General features: G+C 63.9%; 9 protein-coding genes. 7 read left to right on the top strand and 2 right to left on the bottom strand.

The features are described from left to right. The first annotated feature begins 108 nt into the window (after positions 1-108). Entirely contained in the window at positions 109-1,611 is a 1,503-nt protein-coding gene (locus tag ACQR0Z_RS02555; protein WP_434917592.1) for a flavin-containing monooxygenase, read from the top strand. 167 nt (positions 1,612-1,778) lie between these two features. Here the strand turns inward: ACQR0Z_RS02555 and ACQR0Z_RS02560 are convergent, their stop codons facing one another. Continuing rightward, on the bottom strand, positions 1,779-2,696 hold the full coding sequence (locus ACQR0Z_RS02560) for a response regulator (RefSeq protein ID WP_434917593.1): 918 nt from the start codon (positions 2,694-2,696) through the stop codon (positions 1,779-1,781). Then, on the bottom strand, positions 2,686-6,060 hold the full coding sequence (locus ACQR0Z_RS02565; RefSeq protein ID WP_434917594.1) for a hybrid sensor histidine kinase/response regulator: 3,375 nt from the start codon (positions 6,058-6,060) through the stop codon (positions 2,686-2,688). Before ACQR0Z_RS02565 ends, ACQR0Z_RS02560 begins: the two co-directional genes overlap by 11 nt. 182 nt (positions 6,061-6,242) lie before the next feature. On the opposite strand from ACQR0Z_RS02565, the gene urtA reads away from it, so the two are divergent. The 6 genes from urtA (at position 6,243) to fmdA (ending at position 12,782) form a co-directional block, all read left to right on the top strand. Continuing rightward, the gene (urtA, locus tag ACQR0Z_RS02570; RefSeq protein ID WP_434917595.1) at positions 6,243-7,505 is read left to right on the top strand and encodes an urea ABC transporter substrate-binding protein; all 1,263 of its coding nucleotides are present in this window, start codon (positions 6,243-6,245) and stop codon (positions 7,503-7,505) included. A 256-nt stretch (positions 7,506-7,761) separates the two neighbouring features. Beyond that, positions 7,762-8,688, top strand: a complete 927-nt coding sequence (urtB, locus tag ACQR0Z_RS02575) for an urea ABC transporter permease subunit UrtB (RefSeq protein WP_434860133.1) — start codon at positions 7,762-7,764, stop codon at positions 8,686-8,688. A 34-nt stretch (positions 8,689-8,722) separates the two neighbouring features. Then, a complete protein-coding gene (gene urtC, locus ACQR0Z_RS02580) occupies positions 8,723-9,856 on the top strand; it encodes an urea ABC transporter permease subunit UrtC (RefSeq protein ID WP_434917596.1) in 1,134 nt (377 codons plus the stop codon). 10 nt (positions 9,857-9,866) lie between these two features. Continuing rightward, positions 9,867-10,622 carry an urea ABC transporter ATP-binding protein UrtD gene (gene urtD / locus ACQR0Z_RS02585; protein ID WP_006615092.1) on the top strand — a complete coding sequence of 252 codons (756 nt, stop codon included), beginning with the start codon at positions 9,867-9,869 and terminating at the stop codon, positions 10,620-10,622. Between the two features lie 204 nt (positions 10,623-10,826). Next, on the top strand, positions 10,827-11,516 hold the full coding sequence (urtE, locus tag ACQR0Z_RS02590; RefSeq protein WP_172110383.1) for an urea ABC transporter ATP-binding subunit UrtE: 690 nt from the start codon (positions 10,827-10,829) through the stop codon (positions 11,514-11,516). 36 nt (positions 11,517-11,552) lie between these two features. Continuing rightward, the gene (gene fmdA, locus ACQR0Z_RS02595; RefSeq protein ID WP_009031409.1) at positions 11,553-12,782 is read left to right on the top strand and encodes a formamidase; all 1,230 of its coding nucleotides are present in this window, start codon (positions 11,553-11,555) and stop codon (positions 12,780-12,782) included. Positions 12,783-12,855 lie beyond the last annotated feature (73 nt).

Consider the following 12,855-nt stretch of genomic DNA (forward strand, 5'->3'; position numbering starts at 1 on the left):
CGTTCGAAGCTGGGTTGCGGCTCGCCGTCGCGGGTTGACCATCGTCGTGATCAGGTTCAGCCTGTCAGACGAGGAAACAACACCAAAAGCAAAAACCCAGGGATCCCCATGAACGTCATCGCGCCCATCCGGGAGGCTGCGTCCTCTCACGCGACCGAACATTTCGACGTGCTGATCGTCGGCGCCGGCATCTCCGGCATCGGCAGCGCCTATCAGTTGACCAAGCAGATGCCGGACACGCGCTTCGTGATCCTGGAAAGCCAGGACAGTTTCGGCGGCACGTGGCGGACGCATCGCTACCCCGGCATCCGCTCCGACAGTGACCTGCATACGTTCGGCTACAGCTTCAAGCCGTGGGTCGGACCGCCGATCGCGACCGCGGAAGAAATTCTCAAATACATGGGCGATGTGATCGAGGAGAACGATCTCGGCCGCCACATCCGCTATGGCCATCGCATCGTTTCGGCAAGCTGGTCGAGCGCAACCAATCTCTGGACGGTTCACGCCGTGAAGGGCCGTGATCAGGAGCCCGTCACCATCACGGCAAACTTTCTCTGGATGTGCCAGGGCTACTATCGGCATTCCAAGGGCTACACGCCCGAGTGGCCGGAGATGGCGACATTCAAGGGCCGTATCGTGCATCCGCAGGTGTGGCCGGAGGATCTCGATCTCACCGGCAAGCAGGTCGTCGTAGTCGGTTCGGGCGCGACTGCGGCGACGATCCTGCCGTCGATTGCTGGAAAATGCGCGCATGTCACGATGCTGCAGCGTTCGCCGACCTATTTCCGCATTGGCCGTAACGCGATCGAACTGGCCGAGGAGCTGCGCCGGCTGCAGGTCAAGGAGGAATGGATTCACGAGATCGTCAGGCGCAAGATCCTGTTCGAGCAGGACTGGTTCACCAAGCGCTGCCTGAGCGAGCCCGAGCAGGTGAAGAAGGAGTTGATCGGCCAGATCAGCGCCATCATCGGGCCGGACTACGCCGCCAAGCACTTCACGCCGAGCTATCGTCCGTGGCGTCAGCGCATCGCCTTCGTGCCCGATGCCGATCTGTTCGAAGGCATCAAGAGCGGCAAGGCGTCCGTCGTCACCGATGAGATCGAACGCTTCACGGAAGGCGGGATCAAGCTGAAGTCCGGCGATGAGCTCAAGGCCGATATCATCATCACCGCGACAGGCTTCGATCTCTGCGTGCTCGGCGACATCGCGTTCACCGTCGACGGCAAGCCGCTGGATTTCGGCGATACCGTGACCTATCGCGGCATGATGTTCACGAGCGTGCCGAACCTCGCCTGGGTGTTCGGCTATTTCCGCGCCAGCTGGACGTTGCGGACGGATCTGGTCGCGGAGTTCGTCTGCCGGCTGCTCGCGCACATGAAGGCGAAGGGCGTGCAGAAGGTGACCCCGGCCTTGCGGCCGGAGGACCACAACATGCCGCTCTTGCCCTGGATCGACCCGGAGAACTTCAATCCGGGCTACATGATGCGCAACATGCATCTATTGCCGAAGCGCGGCGACAAGCCAGAATGGCAGCACAGCCAGGACTACTGGAGCGAAAAGGACCAGATCCCGGCGATCGATCTGGATGATCCGGCGTTTATGTATGGGTAAGCGCTGACTGCTTGAGCCCGGGCTCCTCCTCCACTGACGGTGTCATCCCCGCGAAAGCGGGGATCCATAGCCATAGGCAGGTGTGTAGGGCGGAATGACAATTTCCGTCCTGCTCCCCCAAGACAGATCACGCAGGATGGGCGCCAACCCGGCACGACAGCGGAGGATCAACTCTCCCGCCGTGTCACGCCGGTAGCAATGGCAGCCGCTGCCGTGCGGTTCTCGACGCCGAGCTTGGCGTAGATCTGCTCCAGATGCTTGTCGACGGTGCGCGGGCTCAGGCCCAGGATCTGCGCGATGTCGCGGTTGGTCTTGCCCTTCGACAGCCAGGACAGCACCTCGCCTTCGCGAGTGGTGAGGCCGAACTCGCTGGAAAACTGCTTGGGCAGTTCGCCTGTGGCCTCCTTTGCGAGCCGCAGCAGGAACTCGTTCGGGCCGGCGCCGCCCATGTAGTACAGGCGCAGCTCGGGATGATCGGGAATGGCGGCCGCAGCCTTGGTGCCGGCTTTGCCGTTCTGTGCCTGGTCCAGCCAGTGCCGCAGGGCGTCCGGCAGCACGAGTTCCTCGGTCGCCCCAAAACTGTCCGACAGCAGCTTCTGCGCTTGCGGGGTGGCCCACATCAGTCGGCCCTCGCGGTTGACCGCGAGCAGGAAGCGGCCGGAGACGTCCAGCGCGGCGCGCGCGCTCTGCGTCATCCGCGCGTTGGCGAGGTGCACGCGGATGCGCGCCAGCATCTCCGAGACCGCGATCGGTTTGGTGACGTAGTCGACGCCGCCGGCCTCCAGCCCTTGCACGATGTGTTCGGTGTCGGCGAGCCCGGTCATGAAGATCACGGGCACGTTGGAAAGGCCCGCCTCGCGCTTCAGCTTGCGGCATGTCTCGAAACCGTCCATTCCGGGCATGACGGCGTCGAGCAGGATGATATCCGGCGTGATCTGGTCGACGATGCGCATCGCGGCCGCGCCGTCGAGCGCGACCATCACGGTCATGCCGGCACCGTCGAGTGCGTCTGTCAGCAGCCGGAGCGTCTCCGGCGAGTCGTCGACGACGAGCGCCACATCGCGCTTTTTGCTGTCAATGTTCATAGGCGTGCAAGGTCTTCAGAGTGGCCATGTACTGATCGAGGTCGAATCGGTCGATCAGCGTCCGCATCTGGGCGACGAATTCGGCATGCTCGGGGTGAGCGCTGCCGATCTCCTCGAGCTTCAACTGGATGGCCCTGATGTAGCCGATCTGCCCGAGGCTCATCAGCTCCTCGACATATTTCAGCGGCGGGCGCGAGCCGCCTTCGGGGCGCCAGCGTGGTTGGACGACGGCATGCTCGGTCTGATAGCTCCATTCGACCTTGAGTAACTGGCGGATGGCCTCCAGCAGCCGGGGAATATCGATCGGTTTCATCAGATAGCTGTCATGGAACGGCTGCGCCAATGGCCGGCCGTGCGCCTCCAGCGCGCTCGCCGACGTCATCAGGATGCGCGCCTGATGGTGGCCGCTGCTGCGCAGCGTCTCGGCGACGGTCCAGCCGTCCATGCCCGGCATCGAGATGTCCAGGATGAACAGATCCGGCTGGCAGTGCTGCGCCAGCGCCAGGCACGCCGGGCCGTCCGGTGCGCTCAAGAGGATAAAGCCCAGCGGCGTCAGCACCTCACGCAGAAGGTCGCGATGCACCGGATCATCGTCGGTGACGAGGATGGTCTTGCGCGGTCCGAGATAGCCGGCGACCGGCGCCTTGACCGGCGGGTGCCGCGTCGGGTTGGTCACCTCGGACAGCAGGATCTTGACCTTGAACGTGCTACCGATTCCGACCTTGCTTTCGACCTTGATGTCGCCGCCCATCACGCCTGCCAGCAGCCGGCTGATCGTCAGGCCGAGGCCCGTGCCGGTCTGGGGCTGCGCTGCGCCGAGCGCGCCACGCTCGAACGGCGCGAAGATGCGCTCGAGATCGTCGGGCTGGATGCCCGGGCCGGTATCGATTACCTCGAACTCGGCGACGGGGCTGCGATAGTGCACGACGAACTGGACGCTGCCTTCCTGGGTGAACTTGATCGCGTTGGACAGCAAGTTGATCAGGATCTGGCGCAGCCGCTTCTCATCGGCATAGACGACGAGCGGCAACACGGCTGGGCGCTTGAACACGAAGTCGACGCCCTTTGCCGCCGCCTGCAGGCGGAACATGCCGACGAGCTGGTCGAGGAACTCGCTCAGGCGAACCTCGTCGCGTGACAGATACAGACGGCCGGCTTCGATCTTGGAGATATCGAGGATGCCGTCGATCAGCCCCGACAGGTGGTCGGCGCTGCGGCGAACCACCCGTACTTGATCCTTCGGCTTCGGCGCCAGCGTCGTATCCTGCTCGAGCAGCTGCGCATAGCCGGAGATCGCGTTCAACGGCGAGCGCAGCTCGTGGCTCAGGCCGACGACGTAGCGGCTCTTGGCGAGGTTGGCAGATTCCGCGACCTCCTTGGCTCGCTGCAACTCGGCGTCGGTGCGCTTATGGGCCTCGATCTCCTGGATCAGGAGCTGCGTCTGCCGCCGCGTCTCGGCCTCGGCCGCGCGGCGACTCTGCTGCGCCAGCACGAACAGCCATGTCACCACGCCGATAATGATGGAGAGCGCGAAGAACACCTTCCACAGCACGTCGGAGATGATGCCCCGATAGCCGGGCAACGCGGCGGAGGTCTCCAGATAGATCATGCCGAGCGTCAGCGCGACGAGCCCGGCCGAGGTCAGGAAGACGCCAACGTAGTGTCCGAACTGCGAGTTGATCTTCGCCAGCACCGATTGCGGCAACATGCCGCTGAGCGCAGCCGACACTTGGGCCTGGGCCCGCGCATGCGGCTTGCAGAGATCGTGGCAGCGGGCATCGAGCGAGCAGCACAGCGAGCAGATCGGGCCGGCATAGGCGGGGCAGGAGGCCGTGTCCTCCGGCTCGAAATGATGCTCGCAGATGCAGCACTGGATCTGCTCGATGTTCTGCCAGCTGCGCTTCGGCTTGCGGGCGAGATAGTATTTGCCGTCGGTGAGATAGGCGATCGCCGGCGCGGTGACGAGCGCAACCCCGAGCGCAACGAAGGTCGACAGCGCCTTGCCGGTCGGTCCGAACAGCCCATAGAACGCGCTGATCGAGACGATGGTGGCGATGGTCATCGCGCCTACGCCCACCGGGTTGATGTCGTAGAGATGCGCGCGCTTGAACTCCATCTGCGGCGGACGCAGGCCCAGCGGCTTGTTGATCACGAGGTCGGCGACCAGCGCGCCCACCCAGGAGATCGCGATGTTGGAGTACAGCGCCAAGGTCTGCTCCAGCGCCTTGTAGACGCCGATCTCCATCAAGAGCAGCGCGACCACGACGTTGAACACCAGCCAGACCACCCGGCCAGGATGGCTGTGTGTCAGTCGTGAGAAGAAGTTCGACCAGGCGATCGAGCCGGCATAGGCGTTGGTGACGTTGATCTTGATCTGCGACAGGATCACAAAGGTGCCGGTCAGGGCCAGCGCCAGATCCGGCCGCGCCAGCACATAGCGGAACGCCTCGAGATACATGTGCGCAGGCTCGGCCGCATGGTCGGCCGAGACGCCGTGGCTCAGGGCGAAAAAGGCGAGGAATGATCCCGCCATCAGCTTGAGCGCGCCGAGCACGATCCAGCCGGGACCGGCGGACAGCAGCGCGATCCACCAGGACAGCTTCGATGTCCGGCGATCGCGCGGCAAGAAGCGCAGGAAGTCGACCTGCTCGCCGATCTGGGCGACCAGCGAGAACACCACGGCGGCCGCTGTCCCGAACAGCGCAAGGTCGAGATGCCCCATGGGATCGCCATGCTCGCCCGGAAACTGCTGCCAGTCGGCGAAGGAGTGCGGGCTGGCATAGGCGATCGCGGCAAAGGGCAGGATGTGCAGCACCACCCAGAGCGGCTGCGTCCACAGTTGGAAGCGGCTGATCAGAGTGATGCCGTAGGTCACGAGCGGGATGATGACGACGGCGCTGATCAGATAGCCGATCGGGCGCGGGATGCCGAAACACATCTCCAGCGCGGAGGCGAGGATGACGGCCTCGATGGCGAAGAAGATGAAGGTGAAGGAGGCATAGATCAACGAGGTGATGGTCGAGCCGATATAGCCGAAGCCGGCGCCGCGGGTCAGCAAATCGATGTCGATGCCGCATTTGGCCGCATAATAGGCGATCGGCAGGCCGCAGCAGAAGATGATGACGCTGGCGACCAGGATCGCAGCGGTTGCGTTGGTGACGCCGTAGTTCAGCGTGATGGTGCCGCCGATCGCCTCCAGCGCCAGGAACGAGATCGCGCCGAGCGCGGTGTTGGCGACGCGGGCCGCGGACCAGCGCCGGGCGCTCTTGGCGGTGAAACGGAGTGCGTAGTCCTCCAACGTCTGGTTGGCGACCCACTGGTTGTATTGGCGCCTGACGCGGTCGATCCGCTGCCGCCCTGCCACTCTCAAAACTCCTCACGCGAAGCGCCTGCGCGCTTCGTCCTACCCCTCGCGAGATCTGCGGTGAGCCTACGTCGCGCTTTTGCGGTGCAGTATACGCAATCTTGCGTATCCGTGCAGTGCACGAAGCGCGCCATCCTTGGTCCGACCTAACGCGTGTCCTCGAACCAAGGAATGGGGTGCTCATGTCGGACGAAACGAAAAAAGGCCTGAAGTCGCCACTTCGGCGCCAATTGATGATGGGAATGGCCGCCATCCCGGCGCTCGCGATGCTGCCGCGCCCGTCGTTTGGTGCCGGTCCCGCAACCTCTGCTGTCAACACTACCGGCCTTGCAGTCACCGATAGCGAAGTGACCGTCGGCATTCTGCATTCGGTCACCGGCACCATGGCGATCTCGGAGACCGGCTCGGTGCAGGCCGAGAAGCTTGCGATCGAGCAGATCAACGCCTCGGGCGGCGTCCTCGGCCGCAAGATCAAGTTCATCCAGGAGGATGGCGCCTCGGATTGGCCGACCTTCGCCGAGAAGGCCAAGAAGCTGCTCGTCAACGACAAGTGCGCGGCCGTCATGGGATGCTGGACATCGGCCTCGCGCAAGGCGGTGCTGCCGGTGTTCGAGCAGTACAACGGCATGCTGTACTACCCGACCTTCTACGAAGGCCTCGAGCAGTCCAAGAACGTCATCTACACCGGCCAGGAAGCCACGCAGCAGATCATCGCCGGCCTCGACTGGGTCAACAAGACCAAGGGCGCGAAGACCTTCTACCTGCTCGGCTCCGACTACATCTGGCCGCGCACCTCGAACAAGATCGCCCGCAAGCATATCGAGGGCCATCTGCAGGGTGCCAAGGTCGTCGGCGAGGAATACTTCCCGCTCGGCCACACCCAGTTCAACTCGGTCATCAACAAGATCAAGCTGACCAAGCCGGACGTGATCTACGCGATCATCGTCGGCGGCTCGAATGTCGCCTTCTACAAGCAGCTCAAGGCGGCCGGCATCGACATGTCGAAGCAGACCCTGCTCACCATCTCCGTGACCGAGGACGAAATCGACGGCATCGGCGGTGAGAACATCGCAGGCGCCTATGCCTGCATGAAGTACTTCCAGTCGCTCGACAACGCCAACAACAAGGCCTTCGTCTCCGCCTTCAAGAAGATGTGGGGCGAGAAGACGGTGATCGGCGACGTGACGCAGGCGGCGTATCTCGGCCCGTGGCTGTGGAAGTTGACGGTGGAGAAGGCCGGCAGCTTCGACATCGACAAGGTTGCGGCCGCCTCGCCCGGCATCGAGTTCAAGGGCGCGCCGGAAGGCTATGTCCGGATCCACGAGAACCACCATCTCTGGTCCAAGACCCGCGTCGGCCGCGCCAAGGCGGACGGTCAGTACGAGCTGATCTACGAGACCGCGGATCTGGTCGAGCCCGATCCGTTCCCGAAGGGCTACCAGTAAGGGCTGGTCTGACGCCTCATCTTGATGGGCTGATGAGGCGATCGCGCCGCTGCACAGCAAGTGCGCTCCCTCCCCCCCCTTGTGGGGGAGGGTTGGGGAGGGGGGTACCCCACCCACAACTCGTCGTGTGGACCCCCCTCCCTAGCCCTCCCCCACAAGGGGGGAGGGAACGATCTCGCCCGGGGCAATGCCCCGGGCGCGAATGCGAATCGCAAGTCAGTGCGCACCGACACCACGCATCACAAGAGGACGGATCATGTTCGGCGACTACTCCATCGGCGACCTCGGGGCGATCTTCGCGATGCAGGGCTTCGCGGGCCTCATCCTGTTTTCGGTCTACGTGTTGATGGCGCTGGGGCTTGCCATCATCTTCGGCCAGATGGGCGTCATCAACATGGCCCATGGCGAGTTCATGATCCTCGGCGCCTACGTCACCTGGATGACGTCGAACGCCTTCCAGAGTTTCCTGCCGTCGCTGTTTCCAGGCTACTTCTTCGTCGCGATGGCGCTGGCCTTCGTCGCCTCCGGATCGCTCGGCATGCTGGTCGAGTGGGCGATGATCAGTCGCCTCTACAAGCGTCCCCTCGACACGCTGCTCGCCACCTGGGGCCTCAGCCTGATCCTGCAGCAGGCCTATCGCTCGGTGTTCGGGGCCCGAGAGGTCGGCGTCGAGCTCCCGGAGTGGATGATGGGCTCCTGGCAGGCCACCGACGCCATCCAGATCCCGATCAACGGCATGTTCGTGATGTGCCTGACCATTCTGATCACCATCGTCGTCGCCTACGTTCTGTTCCTGTCGCGCTGGGGCAAGCAGGTCCGCGCGGTCGTGCAGAATCGCGTGATGGCCGGCGCCGTCGGCATCAACACCGAGAAGGTCGACCGCTACACCTTCGGTCTCGGCTGCGGCATCGCCGGCGTCGCCGGTTCGGCCTTCACCATGATCGGCTCGACCGGTCCGACCGCCGGCCAGCTCTACATCGTCGACACCTTCCTGGTCGTCGTGTTCGGCGGCGCCGCCAGCCTGATCGGCACCATCGCCTCGGCCTTCACCATCTCCCAGGCGCAGTCGACCATGGAGTTCTTCATGTCCGGCTCGATGGCCAAGGTGCTCACGCTGCTGGCGATCGTCGCCATCCTGATGCTGCGGCCGCAGGGCCTGTTCGCCCTCAAGGTCCGCAAATGAGCCAGCTTCGTCAGTCCAACAAGAAAGCACGGCCATGATCAACTCGCGCTTTTTCAACCGCTCGGAGCTCATCGGCTTCGTCTCCCTGCTGCTGCTGCTCGTCGTCATCCTGCCGCTGGCGCTCGACATCTTCCGCCTCAACCTCGTTGCGAAGTACCTGACGTACTCCTTCGTGGCCATCGGCCTGGTGCTGTGCTGGGGCTATGGCGGCATTCTCAGCCTCGGGCAGGGCGTGTTCTTCGGTCTCGGCGGCTACTGCATGGCGATGTTCCTGAAGCTGGAGGCGTCCAGCGTCGCGAACACCAAGATTCAGTCGACGCCGGGCATTCCGGACTTCATGGACTGGAATCAGCTGACCGCGCTGCCGTTCTTCTGGAAGCCGTTCGCGAGCTTCCCGTTCGCCCTGGCCGCGATCATCCTGGTGCCCGCGATCTTCGCCTTCATCATCGGCGCCGCAATGTTCAAGCGCCGCGTCGGCGGCGTCTACTTCGCGATCATCACCCAGGCGATCGCGGCGATCATGACCATCTTGATCGTCGGCCAGCAGGGCTACACCGGCGGCATCAACGGCATCACCGACCTGCGTACCCTGCACGGCTGGGACATCCGCACCGACCACGCCAAGTACATCCTCTACTTCGTCGAAGTGTTCTTCCTGTTCGCTGCCATCCTGGTCGCGCAGTTCATCCGCCTGACCAAGCTCGGCCGCATCCTGGTGGCGATGCGGGAGCAGGAGGATCGCGTCCGCTTCTCCGGCTACAGCGTCGCCAACTTCAAGATCTTCGCCTTCTGCGCGGCGGCGGTGTTCGCGGCGGTCGGCGGCGCGCTGTTCACGCTCGAGGTCGGGTTCATGTCGCCGTCCTTCGTCGGCATCGTGCCGTCGATCGAGATGGTGATCTACACCGCGGTCGGCGGCCGGCTGTCGATCTTCGGCGCGGTCTATGGCTCGCTCCTCGTCAATTTCGCCAAGACCAGCCTGTCGGAGACCTTCCCGCAGCTCTGGCTGTTCGGCCTGGGCGCGCTGTTCATCGCGGTCGTCCTCGCCTTCCCGAACGGTCTCGCCGGCATCTGGGGCGACTACGTGCAGCCGCGCATCGACCGGCTGCTGGCCTCGCGCAGCAAGAAAGCCAATGGCGGCCTGGTCGCCGACGGCGCCCCCGCAGAGTGAGGAGACAGCGATGCTCATCGGTCATCAGCCCAAGGAATTCCTGCTCGCGGTCGAAGCGCTCACCGTCTCCTTCGACGGCTTCAAGGCGGTCAACGATCTCTCCTTCTATGTCGAGGAGAACGAGATCCGCGTCATCATCGGCCCGAACGGCGCCGGAAAGACCACGGTGCTCGACCTGATCTGCGGCAAAACCAAGGCGACCTCCGGCTCGATCCAGTTCCGCGGCAAGGAGCTGACCAAGCTGCGCGAGAACGAGATCGTCAAGGCGGGCGTGGGACGCAAATTCCAGACGCCGTCGGTGTTCGAGGATCTCAGCGTGTTCGAGAATCTCGAGATCTCGTTCCCGCGCGGCCGCACCGTGTTCGGCTCGCTCGCCTTCAAGCGCGACGCCGTGGTGAAGGACCGCGTCGAGGAGGTTGCCGAGATGATCTTCCTCAAGGATCGGCTGAAGACCTCGGCGGCCGAGCTCAGCCATGGGCAGAAGCAGTGGTTGGAGATCGGCATGCTGCTGATCCAGAACCCGGATCTGCTGATGCTCGATGAGCCGGTCGCCGGCATGAGCGTCAGCGAGCGCGCCAAGACCGCCGAGCTGCTCAACCGCATCATCAAGGACCGCTCGGTGCTGGTCATCGAGCACGACATGAAGTTCGTCGAGGACATCGCCCACAAGGTGACGGTGCTGCACCAGGGGCAAATCCTGTCCGAGGGCACGATGGAGCGGGTGAAGAACGATCCGAAGGTCGTCGAAGTCTATCTGGGGCATTGAGCGAATGTTCGGGACATCACTCCATCCACGCCCCCGCTGCGCCCCCCTCCCCCTTGCGGGGAGGGGTCGGGGGTGGGGGTCCACACGGGCAGTCTCGCCTGGAGCCACCCCCACCCCCAACCCCTCCCCGCAAGGGGGAGGGGAGCTGACTGCCGAAGCCGCTCGATCGATCGTCTCACTCCATCTTGCATAGGAAGACATCCGATGCTCGCAATCTCCGATCTCCATGTCGCCTATGGCCAGAGCGAGGTGCTGCATGGCCTGAACGTCAAGGTCGCGCCCAACGAGATCGTCGCGATCATGGGTCGCAACGGCATGGGCAAGACCACGCTGATGAAATCGCTGATGGGCATCCTGCCCGCCAAGAGCGGCTCGATCGCGATGGACGGCTCCGAGCTCTCCGGCATGAAGAGCTACGAGCGCGTCGCCAAGGGCCTCGCCTACGTGCCGCAGGGCCGCATGATCTTCTCGACCATGACGGTCAAGGAGAACATCGAGACCGGCCTCGTCGTGTCCGGCGAGTCCGAAGTGCCCGGCGACATCTATGAGCTGTTTCCGGTACTGCTGGAGATGAAGGGCCGCCGCGGCGGCAATCTGTCCGGCGGCCAGCAGCAGCAGCTCGCGATCGCGCGCGCGCTCGCCACCAAGCCCAAGGTGCTGCTGCTCGATGAGCCGACCGAAGGCATTCAGCCGTCGATCATCAAGGAGATGGCGCGCACCCTGAAGCGCATCCGCGACGAGAAGGGGCTGTCGATCGTCGTCTCCGAGCAGGTGCTCAGCTTCGCTCTCGACATCGCCGACCGCGTGCTGGTGATCGAGAACGGCGAGATCGTCCGCGACGATCCGCGCGACTCCGTCGATGCCGCTCAGGTGTCCAAATATCTGTCCGTCTAACCACTCCGTCCAAGCAAAGGTAAAGGGGAGCTCTTGATGCCTGACACACTGATCAAGGTCGATCTGACCAAGTCGGCCTACGAGAACGACAAGGTGCACAATCGCTGGCACCCTGACATCCCGATGGTGGAGTGGGTCAATCCCGGCGATGACTTCATCATCGAGACCTATGACTGGACCGGCGGCTTCATCAAGAACAACGACTCGGCCGACGACGTGCGCGACATCGACCTGTCGATCGTGCACTTCCTGTCCGGCCCGATCGGCGTCAAGGGCGCCGAGCCCGGCGATCTGCTGGTGGTCGACCTGCTCGACGTCGGTCCGCTGAAGGAGAGCCTGTGGGGATTCAACGGCTTCTTCTCCAAGCAGAATGGCGGCGGCTTCCTGACCGACCATTTCCCGCTGGCGCAGAAGTCGATCTGGGACATCAAGGGCCTCTACACCTCGTCGCGCCACGTGCCGGGCGTGAACTTCGCCGGCCTGATCCATCCCGGCCTGATCGGCTGTCTGCCGGATCCGAAGCTGCTCGCGACCTGGAACGAGCGTGAGACCGCGCTGATCGCGACCAACCCGACCCGTGTGCCGGGTCTGGCCAACCCGCCGTTCGCGCCGACCGCCCACGCCGGCCAGGCCAAGGGCGACGTCAAGGCCAAGATCGGCGCCGAGGGCGCCCGCACCGTGCCGCCGCGCGAGCATGGCGGCAATTGCGACATCAAGGACCTGTCGCGCGGCTCGAAGATCTACTTCCCGGTCTACGTACCCGGCGGCGGTCTCTCGATGGGCGATCTGCACTTCAGCCAGGGCGACGGTGAGATCACCTTCTGCGGCGCGATCGAGATGGCCGGCTGGCTGCACATCAAGGTCGACGTCATCAAGGACGGCGTGGCTAAGTACGGCATCAAGAACCCGATCTTCAAGCCGTCGCCGATCACGCCGAACTATCGCGACTATTTGATCTTCGAGGGCATCTCGGTCGACGAGGCCGGCAAGCAGCATTACCTCGACGTTCATATCGCCTATCGTCAGGCCTGCCTCAACGCCATCGAGTACCTGAAGAAGTTCGGCTACTCCGGCGCCCAGGCCTACTCGATCCTCGGCACCGCGCCGGTGCAGGGTCACATCTCCGGCGTCGTCGACGTGCCCAACGCCTGCGCCACCCTGTGGCTGCCGACCGAGATCTTCGACTTCGATGTGATGCCGTCGGCGGCGGGGCCGATCAAGCACATCAAGGGCGATATCCAGATGCCGATCTCGCCGGACAAGTAATTCTCCTCCCTGCGCGATGGGTGCGGGACGGCAGCGTTTTTCGCCGCCCCGCACCCGCTGCGCGGACCTTGGA

Origin of the sequence: Bradyrhizobium sp. HKCCYLS3077 (genome assembly GCF_051167555.1) — a bacterium.
In the GTDB taxonomy this organism is placed as follows: Bacteria; Pseudomonadota; Alphaproteobacteria; order Rhizobiales; family Xanthobacteraceae; genus Bradyrhizobium.